The sequence below is a fragment of the Mesorhizobium kamtschaticum genome (genome assembly GCF_056174585.1).
The window spans coordinates 1,044,087-1,059,065 of the sequence record NZ_CM149691.1; the positions used below are offsets into that span (position 1 = coordinate 1,044,087).

The following is a 14,979-nucleotide window of genomic DNA, read 5'->3' on the forward strand; positions in this document are numbered from 1 at the left end:
AACCGAATCATAGCACGCCAGCCGCTAGGCTTCGATCATCCGCCCTTCATCGGGCTGCGGGCCTCACCGTCGCGCCAGTCGCCACTTGCCCACATGTGGTCGAAGGCGGCGCGGTAGTCCGGAAAGCGCAGGGAATAGCCTACCGCCTTGATCGCCGCATTGGCGACACGCTTGTTCTCGCCATAGAAGGACCGCGCCATGGGCGAAAGTTGGGCGGTGTCGAAAGGAATCTCCGGCGGCGCCTCGACGCCCATCAGCGACGCGGCATAGGTAACGACGTCCTGCGGCGGCGCCGGCTCATCGTCGGTGACGTTGAAGATGCCGCCTTTGTTACCCTCGATGAGCTGCCACAAAGCGCCGGCAATATCGTCGCAATGGATGCGGTTGAACACCTGGCCGGGCTTGACCAGCCGCCTTGCGGTGCCGTTTTCCAGATTGACCAGCGCATTGCGGCCCGGCCCGTAAATGCCCGACAGGCGCAGGATCGCCACCGGCCGGCCGATCTCCTCGCCGAGCTTCAGCCACGCCTGCTCGGCCTCGACCCGCATGACGGAACGTTTCGACACCGGCCGGCACGTGGTCTTTTCGTTGACCCAGGCGCCGCCATAATCGCCATAGACGCCGACGGTCGAGAGATAGCCGATCCATTCCAGCGCCGGCATTTGGGCGATCGCGGCGCGGGCGGCATTCAACACGGGATCGCCCGCCTCTTCCGGGGCGATTGAAATCACCAGATGCGTCGTTTTGTTCAGTGCTTCGGCGATTTCACCAGTCAGAACGCCGTCGAACAGCAGCGGGGCGATACCAGCCTGACGCAGCGCCTCGAATTTGTCGGGCGAGCGCGTCGTGCCCAGGATGGTGGCGGAACCCGCCTTGGCGCTGGCAAAAGCCTTGCCGGAATAGCCGGCGCCGAAGATGAATATCTGCTTTTCGCTCATGCATGTGCCCTGGTTGGCCGCGCCAGGTGCCATTCGTCACGCACCGCCGCATCATTCTCGGTCATCAGGCCGGTCGCGGCCCTTTCGGCATATTCCGCATCGGACACCAGCCGCGCCAGCGCCCATATTGCCGCGCCGCGCACCAGCGGCGAGGCGTCGCCGAGCAAGGTGCGCACGGTATCGGTCAACGAGGCCTCGCCGGAATTGCCGGCAGCGATCAGCACGTTGCGGACGAAGCGATCGCGACCGATGCGTTTTATCGGCGAACCGGAGAAGAAGGTGCGGAAGGCTGCGTCGTCCAGTTGCAACAGATCGGCGAGCGCCGGCTCGCGCAGATCGACGCGTGCTGCGAGCTTTGCCTCCGAAGCCGTCTTCGCGAACTTGTTCCAAGGGCAGGCGGCCAGACAATCGTCGCAGCCATAGATGCGGTTGCCGATCTTTTCCCGGAACTCATGTGGGATCGGTCCCTTGTTCTCGATGGTCAGATACGAAATGCAGCGCCGCGCGTCGAGCCGGTAGGGCGCCGGGAAGGCATCGGTCGGGCAGGCGTCGAGGCAAGCGCGGCAGGAGCCGCAATGGTCGATCTCGGTGCGGTCGGGCACGAGTTCGGCCGTGGTGAAGATGGTGCCGAGAAATAACCAGGAGCCGTGCTCGCGGCTGACCAGGTTGGTGTGTTTGCCCTGCCAGCCGAGCCCGGCGGCTTCGGCCAACGGCTTTTCCATCACGGGTGCGGTGTCGACGAACACCTTCACGTCGCCGCCGGCGCGCGCCACGATCTTGCCGGCGATTTCCTTCAGCCGCCCCTTCATCACCTCGTGATAGTCGCGGTTTTGCGCATAGACCGAGATCGCGCCGCGGTCGCGCTTGGCCAACAGATCGCGCGGATCATGGTCGGGGCCGTAATTCATCGCCAGTACGACGATCGAGCGCACCAGCGGCCACAGCGCTGTCGGTTTACCCCGGCGCGCAATCGTCTCCGCGATCCAGTCCATCGAGCCGTGAAAGCCGTCGGCGACGAATTCGGCAAGGCGCGCCGGCGCCAGCGGGATCGCATCGGGGGTGGTCACGGCGATGGCATCGAAGCCGGCGCGATGCGCCTCCGCGTCGATCAGCGCGCGCAGTTTTGCGGCGTCAGAAGTCGAGGTCCGCATAATGCGACACCGGCGACAGGCCGCGCACGCGGTCGGTCAAGAGCGGCCTAAACGAGGGCCGCGACTTCACCCGCGTGTACCATTCGCGCGCCGCGGCATGTTCGCGCCAGTCGATCTCGCCGAGATAATCGAGCACCGACAGCGTCGCTGCGGCCGCGAGGTCGGCATAGGTGACCCTGCCGCCGGCCAGCCAGTGGCGGGTGCCGGCCAGCCAATTGGTGTATTTCATATGCTGGCGGATGTTGGCGCGCGCGGCACGGATGGCGCCCGAATCGGGCGAGCCGCCACCCGCCGTCTCCGGCATGACCGGCTTCAGCACGCGTTCGCGCACCAGATGCCTTGTCACTTCGCTTTCGGCCTTGTTGAGGTACCAGTCGGTCAGCCGGCGGATTTCGGCGCGCTGCATCGGGTCTTCGGCGAACAGCCGCTTGTCGCGCTTGAGCACCCCGCGCGTCTCGTCGAGATATTCAGCGATGACGGTTGCGCCGACGATCGGCACATCGCCTTCGGCGAGCAGGATCGGCAACGTGCCGGCCGGGTTCAGCGCCAAAAACTCCTTGCGCCGCGTCCACGGCTTTTCCTCGATCAGCGCCAGCTCCTCGCCATACTCGCCAAAGGCAAGGCGGACGAAGCGGCAGGTGGCGAACATGGGGTGGTGGAAAAGCGTCAGCATGGTTCCGCGATGATAAAGCGCACTGGCGAATCGCCGGGCGCACCGGTAAGTCTTGGCCGCCCGGTTAGCGGGCCGTCAGGGTGTTGCGACCTATAGGGGGACTTCAACGCCATGACAAGCAAGCCGTTCTGTTAGCCGTCGCGCAAAGCCGAGGTAGCCATGGAAAGCCAGACCATCGTCGAAGCCCTGCTGCTCGGCCTGCTGGAGGGGCTGACCGAGTTCATACCGGTGTCCTCGACCGGCCATATCCTGCTCGCCGGCCATTTCCTCGGCTTCCACTCGACCGGCAAGGCCTTCGAGATCCTGATCCAGCTTGGCGCCATCCTGGCGATCCTCAGCGTCTATTTCCGCCGCCTGTGGCAGATGCTGCTCGACCTGCCGCATGACCGGCTGACGCGGCATTTCGTCATCGGCATCCTCATCGCCTTCCTGCCGGCGGCGATCATCGGCGCGCTGGCGCATGATTTCATCAAGACGGTGCTGTTCGAATCGCCAAGGCTGATCTGCATCATGCTGATCATCGGCGGCGTCATCCTGCTGGCGGTCGACCGTATGAACCTGAAGCCGGTCTACCGCGACGTCGAGCGCTTTCCGACCCGGCTTTACCTGCAGATCGGGCTGTTTCAGTGCCTGTCGCTGATCCCCGGCACCTCGCGCTCCGGCTCGACCATCGTCGGCGCGCTGTTGCTGGGCGTCGACAAGCGGGCGGCGGCGGAATTTTCCTTCTTCCTCGCCATACCGACCATGGTCGGCGCCTTTGCCTTCGACCTGTTCAAGAACCGCAACGTGCTGACCACGGCCGATTTGCCCATCATCGCCATCGGCTTCGTCGCAGCTTTCATCACGGCCTTGGTGGTCGTCCGCTACCTGCTCGATTACGTCTCGCGCAACGGCTACTCGCTGTTCGGCTGGTGGCGGCTGGTGGTGGGGATTGTCGGACTGGTGGCGTTGATGATCTGGGGGTGAGGAGTGTTCCGCGACCTCCTCGACTTCGTCATCCACGGGCGGAGCTAGGAGCGTAGCGACGCAGCGCAGACCCGAGGATCCATGCCGTGACGTGGATCGAAGGGCTCGGCGGTCGAGAATAGCCATCGCCAAGCTCGTCAAATCCGGTGAAACGTCCTCCATTTCCTGCACCGCAGAAGCCGCTTAGAGGTCGCGGCATGGATCCTCGGGTCTCCGCGACGGAGCTGCGCTCCTGCTCCGCCCGTGGATGACGAAGCGAGGAACGGTTCTCCCTCTCAATTCCGTCCATAAAACGCGTTCTCGACATGCACCGGCCAGCGCCAGGGCAGCACCGCGACCATGTCAAACCGCATCGACAGCTTTCCATAGTCCGCTTGCCGCGACAGCCAGATGTCGGCGGCGGCCTCGATGCGGCGCTCCGATTCGTGACCGATTGCCTCCATGGCTTCCATCAGCGTGCGGCGCGCCTTGACCTCGACGAACAGCACGAGATCGCCGCGCCGCGCGATCAGGTCGATCTCGCCGAAGCGGGTGCGGTGGCGGCGCGCGAGGATGCGGTAGCCCTTCAGCATCAAAGCCGCTGCCGCCAGCCATTCGCCGCGATGGCCGCGCCGATAGGCCTTTTGGCGGCTGGCGCTCGGCCGCTCAGCCACCGTCGCCTTCTCCTGAACTTTGTTGGACCATGATCTCTGGACAAACGGAACCGTTTGTCGGGGAAAACCGGTTTCCATTTTTCGGGATCATGGTCTGTCCCTAAGCTCGAGCAGGCGCCGGTAGAGCGCCTGTTTCTGGCCACCGGTCATCTTGGCGGCCTCCGCCGCCGCCTTGGAGGCCGGCATTTCGGCGGCCAGCGACAACAGCAGGCGGTCAATATCGGCCGGCTCGTCCGGCTTGGCCTCGGTCGGCCCGACGCAGACGACAATCTCGCCCTTCGGCGTGTCGGCCGCTGCATAGTGGTCGGCGAGCGCTTGCAGCGTGCCGGTGCGCATTTCCTCGAAGGTCTTGGTCAATTCGCGCCCGATGGCGGCTTTGCGTTCGCCGCCGAGGGCTTCGACCATGGCGCCGAGGGATTCTGCCAGCCGGCGCGGCGATTCGAAGAAGATCAGCGTCGCCGGCACGGCTTTCAGGGCTTCCAGCCGCGTCAGCCGCTGGCCTGATTTGACTGGCAAAAATCCGGCGAACAGGAAGGCGTCCGACGGCAGACCGGATGCCGTCAGCGCGGCAAGCGGTGCCGATGGGCCGGGGATCGGCACGACGCGAATGCCGTGGTCGATCGCCTCGCCGACCAAGCGATAGCCGGGATCGGACACGAGTGGCGTGCCGGCATCGGAAATCAGCGCCACGCTCTGGCCGGCCTGAAGGGCCGATATCAGCTTCGGCCCGGCCTCGCCGGCATTGTGCTCGTGATAGGCCGTGGTGCGGCGGCGGATGCCGTAACGGTCGAGCAGCACGCGCGACACCCTTGTGTCCTCGCAGGCGACGATGTCGGCGGCGGCCAGCGTCTCCAGCGCGCGCAGCGTGATGTCGGCGAGATTGCCGATCGGCGTGGCCACCAGATAGAGCGCCGGCTCGAGCGGGCGGGCCGCGATCTCGGTCTGCCCGACCACATAGCTGCGCCTGCTCGTCTCATCGGTCACTGATCAAGTCTCCGTTCAGCCCTGTTTGGCCTGCCAAATCTTGTTTGGCATGGCTGGCGCGGCCTTGCAAAAGCTCACGCCGATGTAAGGTAACCGCCATGCCTTCGCCACAGTAAGGAACCAAACCGGCATTGGCAGATTTAGCCCCTGATTCCGCTGGGAGGACAGGATGGACAGCCTGAAGATACAGGACGCTTTCGCGCCCTACTATGCCGGCCGCAACAGCGCCTCCCTGTCCAGGGATAAGCGCCCGCCTGCCGAGACCGACACCAGCCTGACTAGGCGGGCCGTCAGGGCCCTGCCCACCAATGTCAGGCTTTCCGACAACAAACCAGACAACACGACGGAGCACTGACCGGACGATGCCCAATCGCTTCGACATATTCATCACCCGTCTTGAAACAAAAAACGCCAGAGAAGGCGTGCCCCCACATCCAATGAACGACCAGCACAGCGTTCGCCGCGAAAAGGCCGACGCCAAGCCGGCCCGGAACGGAGAGGCGCATGCCGAGAAGGATCGCGGCAAGCGCCGTTTCAAGCACGACGCTTGACCCTGCGACCTCCGCGATTGCTCTCGCTACGTCATCCTGGGCGGAGCGACGCGGCGTAGACCGAGGATGACGAAGGTCTGGTTCAGCCCAGATACCGTGAAACACGCGCCTTCAGAAGCTCAATCAACTCCAGGTCCATGAATTCGTAATCGTCCGGTATATCGAGACAGATGATTCGGGCCTTTTTCAAGCTCGTCTTGAATTTCTTCTGCAGTTTGGTGCGGTGCGCCTTTTCCATGACGAAGATGATGTCGGCCCACTCCACCAACTCATGCGTCAGCGGCGTGTCGGCGTCATGATTGGTTCCCGCCGACGCAACCTCGATATCCCGGCGCGTGGAAAACACCTGCTCGGCGGTCGGGCTGCGCAAACGGTTCTGGCTGCAGACAAAGAGGACGTTCTTCACCGATCACTCATCCCAGATCTCACGCATATTCTTGCTCATAGGGATGTACTGATCAAATGTAAGTCCGTCCAGATCAAACTCTATCAGCTCATCCTTGGTAATCCCTCGAAGTTTACTTCCGATATATGTTATGAAGCTGAGGGTAACTCTGAATTCGCTTAAGTGGGTCAATTTTAATTTTGATGTGACCTTTTCATTCCTGATGAAAATCGCCTGAGCCTCATAGAGGTCGTCATGTTCTGGAGATCTCAAGATCTCGGTCAATCCAAACTCGAACACATCATCCGTGTTCAATGTCCGCAAGGTCTCGTGGATCAGGAACTTCATCACAGGACCCATCTCGGATGCGGCGCGGGCGCGCCTTCGGCTCAACAAGCCGAATTTCTAGCATCCTTGCTCGATCCGATAAATCGTCCACCGTAGTCCATTGCCGTCTCGGTTTACCGCGCCAGATCAGCGACCACGGCGTCGAGCACGATCATGCCGGCCGGCGTGGCGCGCAGCCGTGCATTGCCGATCGGCGCCACCAGCCCCTCGCCCTGCAGCACCGACAGCCGTGCGCTCGACAGGCCGCGGCCGGAAAACGCCTCGTAGCGCGAGAGGTCGATGCCTTCGGCCAGACGCAACCCCATCAGCAGGAATTCGTCGGCCTCCTCCGAACGCGTCAGGATCTCGCCGCCAGTGACGCCATGGCCCTTGGCCTCGACGAGATTGGCCCAGGTTTCCGGCATTCTTTCGGCGATCGTCACCGTGCGGCGACCATGCTCGACGAAGCGGCCATGCGCGCCGGGGCCGACGCCGACATATTCCCCATAGCGCCAATAGGTCAGATTGTGCCGGCTTTCGGCGCCAGGCCTGGCGTGGTTGGAAATCTCGTAGGCCGGCAGGCCGTGCGCCGTGGTGATATCCTGCGTCAGCGCATAGAGGTCGGCAGCGTGGTCGTTGTCGGGGATGATGAATTTCTTCGCCGCATGCAGCGCGTGGAACGGCGTGCCTTCCTCAATGGTCAGCTGGTAGAGCGACAGATGGTCGGCGGCGTGACCGATCGCCTGTTCAAGCTCCCCTGCCCAAGCCTCCGGCGTCTGGCCGGGCCGGGCATAGATCAGATCGAAGGACAGGCGCGGAAAGATTTCCCGCGCCAGCCCGATGGCATGCAGCGCTTCGTCGACATTGTGCAGGCGGCCGAGGAAGCGCAAATCCTTGTCGTTCAGCGCCTGCACGCCGAGCGAGACGCGATTGACGCCCGCCGCCCGGTAGCCGCGAAACCGTTCGGCCTCGACCGAGGACGGATTGGCCTCCAGCGTCACCTCGATACCGTCAGGCACCGTCCAGTTCTTCGCCACCGCGTCCAGAACCCTGGCCACGGTTTCCGGCTTCATCAGCGAGGGCGTGCCGCCGCCGAGGAAGATGCTGGTCACCTCGCGCGGCCCGGTGCGCTGGCGCATGGTCGCCAGTTCCGCCTCGAAGGCGGCGGCAAAGCGCTCCTGGTCGACCGGCTGGTGGCGAACATGGCTGTTGAAGTCGCAATAGGGGCATTTGGCCGCGCAGAACGGCCAATGGATGTAGACGCCGAAGCCGGGCGTCCGGTCGAGCAGCATGCTCATGCCGAGCCCAATCTCGCTTTGGCGAATTTCTGGAAAGCACGGGCGCGATGTGAGAGCGCCGTGGCCTGGCCGGGTTTCCAGCCGTGCTTTTCCTCGGCGCTCATCTCGCCGAAGGTTTTTTCGAAGCCGTTGGGCAAAAACACCGGATCGTAGCCGAAACCAAGCTCGCCGCGCGGCGGCCAGACCAGCGTGCCTTCAGCCTCACCGCGATAATATTCGGCCTCGCCATCGGGGAAGGCGAGGCAGATGACGGCGACGAAGCGGCCCTTGCGCTGTTCGGCCGCGGCGGCGCCAACTTCCTGCAGCGCCACTTCGGTGCGTTGCATGGCCATGGCGAAATCGCGCGATCCGTCAGGGGTTTCGGCCCAGTTGGCGGTATAGACGCCGGGCGCGCCGTCGAGCGCGTCGACGCAGAGGCCGGAATCGTCCGAAAGCGCCGGCAGGCCGGTCGCCTGTGCGGCGGCCAGCGCCTTGATGTAGGCGTTTTCCTCGAAAGTCGTGCCGGTCTCGTCGGGCTCCGGCAGGCCATAATCCTTGGCCGACTTCGCCTCGAAGCCGAACGGCCCCATCAAATCGGCGAATTCGCGCAGCTTGCCGGCATTGTGGCTGGCGACGACGATCTTCTTGCCATCAAGAGTATGCATCAAAGGCCCCAGATTCTCGGCTCGGCGAACTCGATCGAATTGCCCGAGGGGTCGCGTATATAGATCGAACGGCCACCTTGCGGCCATTCGAATTCGCTTTCGATGGCAATTCTTTTTGCCGCCAGATGCGCTTTCCAGCCGGCGATTTCGTCGGCGCTGGCCGCAAAGCAGAGATGACCTTCGCCAACCGCACCATGCGGCGGCACCGGCAACCGGGCGTCCGGCGCCGGCGACACTTTGGTCGCTTCGGCGTTGAAGATGAGCAGCACGCCGGGGCCACAGCGAAAGAAGAGATGGCGGCCGTCGACCTTGCCGAGGAGGGTGAGGCCGAGGATGTCGGTGTAGAAGCTTTCCGCCGCCTGCAGGTCTGTGACGTAGAGAGCGGATTCCAGGATTGCAGAGGGTATCACGAGGCGCCCCCCTCTGCCCTGCCGGGCATCTCCCCCTCAAGGGGGGAGATTGGCTGTGGCTGCGCCGGCATCCCTCTTGCGACGTTGGCAGTGGGCGAAGGCCAAGACAGCATCCGATCTCCCCCCTTGAGGGGGAGATGGCCGGCAGGCCAGAGGGGGGTGCCTTGGCTCGACATTAAAACCTAAGCCACCGCCATCTGCTGCAAACTCACCAGGCGTTGGATGCCTTTCTTGGCCAGGCCCATTAATTCCCCGAACTGATCCTCGGAAAACGGCTCGCCCTCGGCGGTGCCCTGGATCTCGACGATGCCGCCCTTACCGGTCATGACGAAATTGGCGTCGGTGCCGGCCGAGGAATCCTCGAGATAATCGAGGTCGATGACCGGCTGGCCGTCATGGATGCCGCAGGAAATCGCCGCGACATGGTCCTTCAGCACCTTCGAAACACTGGCCATCTGCCGCGCTTCCATCCAGCGCAGGCAGTCATAGAGCGCCACCCAGCCGCCGGTGATCGAGGCGGTGCGGGTGCCGCCATCGGCCTGGATGACGTCGCAGTCGACGGTGATCTGCTGCTCGCCCAGCGCCTGCAAATCGACCACGGCACGCAGCGAACGGCCGATGAGGCGCTGGATTTCCAGCGTGCGGCCGCCCTGCTTGCCGGCGGAGGCCTCGCGGCGCATGCGCTCGCCGGTCGAGCGCGGCAGCATGCCATATTCCGCGGTGACCCAGCCCTTGCCGGAATTACGCATCCAGCCGGGCACCTTCTCCTCGAGGCTGGCGGTGCACAGGACGTGGGTATCGCCGAACTTCACCAGGCACGAGCCTTCGGCGTGCTTGGAGACGCCGCGCTCGAAGGAGATGGCGCGCATTTCGTCGAATTGGCGTTTGGAGGGGCGCATTCAGGCTACTTTCTTGTCACTTTTTGGAATCTTGGCCGGCTTGTAGCCGCATGGGGCCTACGGCGCAAAGGAAAATGGCCTGGCGGCCGCAAACGCGACACCGGGTGATCTGACACAGACGCCGGGGTGATCTGAGACAGACACCGGGTTGCGCGAGCCCAGTGTAAGTCTATATCCTCGGGCCGGAGGTTTTTGGCCACATGACCAAAGCAGTCGCCGAACCCAGTTTGCTGTCACCCGCTCTGCAATCGCTGGATATGCGCTCGCGTGACATCTTCCGGCGCATCGTCGATTCCTATCTCAGGGATGGCGAGCCCGTCGGTTCACGCAGCCTTTCGCGCATCCTGCCTTCCTCGCTGTCGCCGGCCACCATCCGCAACGTGATGAGCGACCTCGAGCATCTCGGGCTGATCTACGCGCCGCACATCTCCGCCGGTCGGCTGCCGACCCAGGCCGGCCTGCGTTTCTTCGTCGATGCCTTCATGGAGCTAGGCGACCTCTCCGACGAGGAGCGCCGCACCATCGAGGCGCAGGTGCGGGCCTCCGGCTCGGGCGCCACGCTGGAGCACATGCTGACCGAGGCCAGCCAGATGCTGTCGGGCATGTCGCGCGGCGCCGGCCTGGTGCTCGCCGCCAAGAACGAGGTGGCGCTGAAGCATATCGAATTCATCCAGCTGGAGCCGACCAAGGCGCTTGCCGTGCTGGTGTCGCAGAATGGCGATGTCGAGAACCGCGTCGTCGAGTTGCCCGCCGGCATCACCGTCTCGCAACTGCACGAAGCCTCGAATTTCCTCAATGCGCATATTCGCGGCCGCACGCTGGCCGAGGCGCGGGTCGAGATCGCGCGCATCAAGGAAGAGACGAGAGCCGCTCTCGACACGCTGTCGCAGGATCTGGTCGAGAAGGGCCTGGCGGTGTGGGCGGGCGCCGACAGCGGCCTGCCGGCACGGCTCATCGTGCGCGGCCGCGCCAATCTGCTCGAAAACGTCACCGCCCAGGCCGATATCGAATTGTTGCGGCATTTGTTCGAGGACATGGAGACGCAGGACGGGCTGATCCAGCTGCTTGATCTCGCCGAGCAGGGATCGGGCGTGCGCATCTTCATTGGTTCGGAAAACAAGCTGTTTTCGCTGTCGGGTTCGTCGCTGGTGGTCGCGCCCTATCGCGACAAGGATGCCCGCGTCGTCGGCGCGCTCGGCGTCATCGGTCCGACCCGGCTCAACTATGCCCGTATCGTGCCGATGGTCGATTATACGGCGCAGTTGATATCGCGCATGTTAAGGTAGCGCCCCGGACAGCAAGAGACGGGCAGCAAGGAGAAAAAGAATGGCGCTCGAAGAATTCAAGGCCCGGATCAGCCTGCTGCTGGAGGAGATGGTCAACCAGCCGGAAGACCAGCACGAGATCCAGGAACAGCTGCGCGAAAAGCTGCAGGAAATGCGCGCCATGGGCCTGCCGCTGCCGGCCGATCTCGTCGCGCTGGAAAAACGCCTCGACGACGATTTTTTAGCTGCCGGTACATAAACAGGGAAGCCTTCCCTCAACTCGTCGCGTGAGGCGGAACCCAGGGACAAGCCGGCCGTTAATTTCCTTCGCGACCAGATGGAGGATAAAATGAGCCGATTGGCCGGATTGGTGATCCCCGCCCTCTTTCTCGCAAGCGCGGCATTCGCCCAGCAGTCGGACCAGCCGGTGCTGAAAGGGGCCGCCGCCTTCGGCGACTGGCGCGCCGACAGACCGGGCGTTCGGCGCCTGATCAGGCCGGAAGACCTGCCGAAGCCCTATGTCACCAAATCGGCCTCGAACAGCGCCGGCCTTGCCGACATGCCGGCAGGCGCAAAACCGCAATTGCCGCCGGGCTTCTCGGCCGAGCTGATCGCCTCAGGCATCGACAATCCGCGCGTCGTGCGCGTGGCACCCAACGGCGACCTCTTCGTCGCCGACAGCGAAGCCAACCAGGTCCGCGTCTACCGCCTGGCCAAGGACAGCGCCAAACCCGCCGAAGACGGCATCTTTGCCGGCAATCTCAACCAACCCTATGGAATCGCCTTCTACCCACCGGGCGATGACCCGAAATGGGTCTATGTCGCCAACAGCGACAGCATCGTTCGCTTCGCCTACCGCAAGGGCGAGTTGAAGGCATCGGGCGAACCGGAAACCATTGTCGACAACATCCCCTCGAACCATCACTGGACGCGCGACATCGTCTTTTCGCCTGACGGCAAGACGCTCTATCTGTCGGTCGGCTCGGGTTCGAATGCCGCAGAAGACATGGGCAAGGCGCCGGATGGCGGCTTGGAAGCGTGGGTCAAGGCGAAGCCGCTGGGCGCCACCTGGGGCTCCGAAGAAGGCCGCGCCGACGTGCAGGCCTTCGACCCGGACGGCAAGAACGGCCGCATCGTCGCCACCGGCCTGCGCAACTGTTCGGGCATGACCGTCCAGCCGGCGACCGGCGCGCTGTGGTGCGTCGTCAACGAGCGTGACGCGCTGGGCGACAATGTGCCCGCCGAATACGCTACCTCCGTCAAGGACGGCGCCTTCTATGGCTGGCCCTGGTACTATATCGGCAACCATGAGGATCCGCGCCACAAGGGCGCGCGCCCCGATCTCGCCGGCAAGGCAAGCATTCCCGACGTGCTGATGCAGGCGCATTCGGCGCCGCTCAACATCGCCTTCTACGACCGCAAGGATTTTCCGGCCGACAGCGGGTTTCCCAGGGAATACCGGGGCGACGCCTTCGTCGCCCTGCACGGTTCGTGGAATCGCGGCAACAGGACCGGCTACAAGGTCATCCGCCTGCTGTTCAGGGATGGCAAGCCGACCGGCGAATACGAGGATTTCATGACCGGCTTCGTCGTTTCCAATGGCGAGGTGTGGGGCCGACCGGTGGGCGTGGCGGTGGCGGCCGACGGCGCGCTGATCATGACCGAGGACGGCAACGGCACCATCTGGCGCGTGACCTATGGCGGCGGGCGGTCCTGAGGAGGCTTGCTTGGGCAGCGCAGGCCCCCTCACCCGGATTGCCGAAACCGAATTGCGAAGGGCAATTCGAGGCAATCCGACCTCTCCCCGGCGGGGAGAGGAGCCGTTCAGCGCCGGCGCCTTCCTCTTCTCCCCTCGGGGAGAAGGTGGATCGGCGCGCAGCGCCGAGACGGATGAGGGGCCTTCTCCAAGTGTCCCGATAGCTGGTGCAATGGATTCCGCCCCGCAGGGAATTCAATCGTGGCCCGCTCCATGCGATAAGACGCTCTGATCTGAGACCGCATCCATGACCCTCACCGGCTTCCTCGCCTACAGTGCCGCCCTCGGCATCGCCGCCGCCATTCCCGGCCCCGGCGTCACCGCGCTTGTCGCGCGTGCGCTCGGCTCCGGCTTTCGCTCGTCGCTGGCCATGTCGTTCGGCCTGATGCTCGGCGACCTCACCTATCTGACCGCCGTGGTGCTTGGCCTCGCCTTCGTCGCGCAGACCTTCGGCATGGTGTTCCTCGCCATCAAGTGGCTGGGTGTCGCCTATCTCGCTTTCCTCGGCTGGCGCTTCTGGACCGCCGGCATCACACCCGAAACCGTCGAGGCCCGGAAGGGCAAGGGCGGACTGGTTTCGAGCTTTGTCGCCGGCCTCACCGTCACGCTCGGCAATCCGAAGACGATGATCTTCTATCTCGCCATCACGCCGACCATCGTCGACCTGAAGACGATCACGCTTGCGGACTACGGCATTCTCGTCGCGCTGACGGTCGTCGTCCTGTTCGTCGTGCTGGTGCCCTACCTGGCGCTCGCCGCCAAGGCGCGCTGGTTCCTGAAATCGCCACGCGCCCTGAAGGTGCTGAACCGCACCGCCGCCGGCTTCATGGTCGGCGCCGCGGCAGCGATCGCGGCCCGCCAGTAGCACCCTTTCAGCCAAAACATTCCGGGGCCAGGCTTCCCCGCGAAATGCTTTTCCGGGACAAGGGCGTTTTAGACACAGGCCCCACTCGGATATTTCCGGCCGACAGCTTATGTTGCGCGGCTGAAAGCCTTATCTTGCCGGTTGCAATGCCACTTGCCTGAAATTCTCCACTTGCCTGAAATTCTGGGAGCGAAACCAATGAACAAGCCCGTCACCTCCGCCCGCGTCCCCGGCCGCGGCCGCATCTACAGTTCCATCACCGACACGATCGGCGACACGCCCCTGGTACGGCTCGACAAGTTCGCCAAGGAGAAGGGCATCGTCGCCAATCTCGTCGCCAAGCTCGAATTCTTCAACCCGATCGCCTCGGTCAAGGACCGCATCGGCGTGGCGATGATCGAGGCGCTGGAGGCGTCCGGCAAGATTTCACCCGGCAAGACCACGCTGATCGAACCTACCTCGGGCAACACCGGCATCGCGCTTGCCTTCGCCGCCGCCGCCAAGGGCTACAAGCTGATCCTGACCATGCCCGAGACGATGTCGGTCGAGCGCAGAAAAATGCTGGCGCTGCTCGGCGCCGAACTGGTGCTGACCGAAGGCCCGAAAGGCATGAAAGGCGCCATCGCCAAGGCCGACGAGCTGGCAGCGACGATCCCCAACGCCGTCATCCCGCAGCAGTTCGAAAACCCCGCCAATCCGGAAATCCACCGCAAGACGACAGCCCAGGAGATCTGGAACGACACGCAGGGCGAGGTCGACATCTTCATCGCCGGCATCGGCACCGGCGGCACCATCACCGGCGTCGGCCAGGTGCTGAAGAAACTCAAGCCATCTGTGCATGTCGTCGCCGTCGAGCCGGAAGCCTCGCCGGTGCTGTCGGGCGGCCAGCCCGGCCCGCACAAGATCCAGGGCATCGGCGCCGGCTTCGCGCCAAAGATCCTCGACACCACGATCTATGACGAGATCGTCAAGGTTTCGAACGAGGATTCGGTTGCCAATGCCCGCCTCGTCGCCCGCCTCGAAGGCGTGCCGGTCGGCATTTCGTCGGGTGCTGCCCTGCAGGCGGCAATCGTCGTCGGCTCGCGGCCGGAGAACAAGGGCAAGACCCTGGTCGTGGTCATCCCGGATTTCGCCGAACGCTATCTGTCGACGATTTTGTTCGAGGGGCTGGGGGCGTAGGCGTTCATACCTCGAAGATTGGCCTCAGCGGCCCC

Annotated in this window: 19 protein-coding genes; 8 read left to right on the top strand and 11 right to left on the bottom strand. The window is 63.9% G+C overall.

The features are described from left to right. Positions 1-35: 35 nt before the first annotated feature. The 3 genes from AC0V7N_RS04930 to AC0V7N_RS04940 are packed head-to-tail and all read right to left on the bottom strand — an operon-like array spanning position 36 to position 2,762. The gene (locus tag AC0V7N_RS04930) at positions 36-938 is read right to left on the bottom strand and encodes an SDR family oxidoreductase (protein ID WP_475455231.1); all 903 of its coding nucleotides are present in this window, start codon (positions 936-938) and stop codon (positions 36-38) included. Further along, positions 935-2,089 carry a tRNA epoxyqueuosine(34) reductase QueG gene (gene queG, locus AC0V7N_RS04935; protein ID WP_475455233.1) on the bottom strand — a complete coding sequence of 385 codons (1,155 nt, stop codon included), beginning with the start codon at positions 2,087-2,089 and terminating at the stop codon, positions 935-937. The genes AC0V7N_RS04930 and queG overlap by 4 nt, the downstream gene beginning before the upstream one ends. Continuing rightward, a complete protein-coding gene (locus tag AC0V7N_RS04940) occupies positions 2,070-2,762 on the bottom strand; it encodes a glutathione S-transferase family protein (RefSeq protein ID WP_027055582.1) in 693 nt (230 codons plus the stop codon). The genes queG and AC0V7N_RS04940 overlap by 20 nt, the downstream gene beginning before the upstream one ends. Before the next feature lie 159 nt (positions 2,763-2,921). Between AC0V7N_RS04940 and AC0V7N_RS04945 the strand changes: the two genes are divergently transcribed. Beyond that, positions 2,922-3,728 (top strand): undecaprenyl-diphosphate phosphatase, encoded by an 807-nt coding sequence (locus AC0V7N_RS04945; protein WP_475455235.1) that lies wholly within the window; start codon positions 2,922-2,924, stop codon positions 3,726-3,728. A 275-nt stretch (positions 3,729-4,003) separates the two neighbouring features. Here the strand turns inward: AC0V7N_RS04945 and AC0V7N_RS04950 are convergent, their stop codons facing one another. Together AC0V7N_RS04950 and rsmI are read right to left on the bottom strand one after the other, a co-directional pair. Continuing rightward, positions 4,004-4,381, bottom strand: coding sequence for a YraN family protein (locus tag AC0V7N_RS04950; RefSeq protein ID WP_475455237.1), 378 nt, complete (start codon positions 4,379-4,381; stop codon positions 4,004-4,006). A gap of 87 nt (positions 4,382-4,468) precedes the next feature. Next, positions 4,469-5,365 (bottom strand): 16S rRNA (cytidine(1402)-2'-O)-methyltransferase, encoded by an 897-nt coding sequence (gene rsmI / locus AC0V7N_RS04955; RefSeq protein ID WP_475455239.1) that lies wholly within the window; start codon positions 5,363-5,365, stop codon positions 4,469-4,471. A gap of 169 nt (positions 5,366-5,534) precedes the next feature. On the opposite strand from rsmI, the gene AC0V7N_RS04960 reads away from it, so the two are divergent. Continuing rightward, positions 5,535-5,720: a hypothetical protein gene (locus tag AC0V7N_RS04960; protein ID WP_475455241.1), complete on the top strand. Its 186-nt coding sequence runs from the start codon at positions 5,535-5,537 to the stop codon at positions 5,718-5,720. Positions 5,721-5,727: 7 nt separating this feature from the next. Continuing rightward, complete coding sequence (locus AC0V7N_RS04965; RefSeq protein ID WP_475455243.1) at positions 5,728-5,916, top strand: hypothetical protein; 189 nt, start codon at positions 5,728-5,730, stop codon at positions 5,914-5,916. 82 nt (positions 5,917-5,998) lie between these two features. Here AC0V7N_RS04965 and AC0V7N_RS04970 read toward each other — a convergent pair whose 3' ends face one another. From AC0V7N_RS04970 to rph, 6 genes are all read right to left on the bottom strand, one after another. Further along, positions 5,999-6,322 carry a low molecular weight protein tyrosine phosphatase family protein gene (locus tag AC0V7N_RS04970; RefSeq protein ID WP_475455245.1) on the bottom strand — a complete coding sequence of 108 codons (324 nt, stop codon included), beginning with the start codon at positions 6,320-6,322 and terminating at the stop codon, positions 5,999-6,001. A gap of 3 nt (positions 6,323-6,325) precedes the next feature. After that, positions 6,326-6,649 carry a hypothetical protein gene (locus AC0V7N_RS04975; RefSeq protein ID WP_475455247.1) on the bottom strand — a complete coding sequence of 108 codons (324 nt, stop codon included), beginning with the start codon at positions 6,647-6,649 and terminating at the stop codon, positions 6,326-6,328. Between the two features lie 113 nt (positions 6,650-6,762). Beyond that, positions 6,763-7,926, bottom strand: a complete 1,164-nt coding sequence (hemW, locus tag AC0V7N_RS04980; protein ID WP_475455249.1) for a radical SAM family heme chaperone HemW — start codon at positions 7,924-7,926, stop codon at positions 6,763-6,765. Beyond that, entirely contained in the window at positions 7,923-8,570 is a 648-nt protein-coding gene (gene rdgB / locus AC0V7N_RS04985) for an RdgB/HAM1 family non-canonical purine NTP pyrophosphatase (RefSeq protein WP_475455251.1), read from the bottom strand. Before rdgB ends, hemW begins: the two co-directional genes overlap by 4 nt. Beyond that, a complete protein-coding gene (locus AC0V7N_RS04990; protein WP_475455253.1) occupies positions 8,570-8,980 on the bottom strand; it encodes a VOC family protein in 411 nt (136 codons plus the stop codon). Before AC0V7N_RS04990 ends, rdgB begins: the two co-directional genes overlap by 1 nt. A gap of 182 nt (positions 8,981-9,162) precedes the next feature. Then, complete coding sequence (gene rph, locus AC0V7N_RS04995) at positions 9,163-9,879, bottom strand: ribonuclease PH (protein WP_475455255.1); 717 nt, start codon at positions 9,877-9,879, stop codon at positions 9,163-9,165. 200 nt (positions 9,880-10,079) lie between these two features. Here rph and hrcA point away from each other — a divergent pair, with 200 nt between their 5' ends. From hrcA to cysK, 5 genes are all read left to right on the top strand, one after another. Next, positions 10,080-11,165 (top strand): heat-inducible transcriptional repressor HrcA, encoded by a 1,086-nt coding sequence (gene hrcA / locus AC0V7N_RS05000; RefSeq protein WP_172221674.1) that lies wholly within the window; start codon positions 10,080-10,082, stop codon positions 11,163-11,165. A 40-nt stretch (positions 11,166-11,205) separates the two neighbouring features. Continuing rightward, positions 11,206-11,403, top strand: coding sequence for a hypothetical protein (locus tag AC0V7N_RS05005; RefSeq protein ID WP_027041026.1), 198 nt, complete (start codon positions 11,206-11,208; stop codon positions 11,401-11,403). Positions 11,404-11,493: 90 nt separating this feature from the next. Further along, positions 11,494-12,861, top strand: a complete 1,368-nt coding sequence (locus AC0V7N_RS05010) for a PQQ-dependent sugar dehydrogenase (protein ID WP_475455257.1) — start codon at positions 11,494-11,496, stop codon at positions 12,859-12,861. Between the two features lie 286 nt (positions 12,862-13,147). Continuing rightward, positions 13,148-13,765, top strand: a complete 618-nt coding sequence (locus tag AC0V7N_RS05015) for a LysE family translocator (RefSeq protein ID WP_475455259.1) — start codon at positions 13,148-13,150, stop codon at positions 13,763-13,765. Between the two features lie 198 nt (positions 13,766-13,963). Next, a complete protein-coding gene (cysK, locus tag AC0V7N_RS05020) occupies positions 13,964-14,944 on the top strand; it encodes a cysteine synthase A (RefSeq protein ID WP_475455261.1) in 981 nt (326 codons plus the stop codon). Positions 14,945-14,979: the final 35 nt, after the last annotated feature.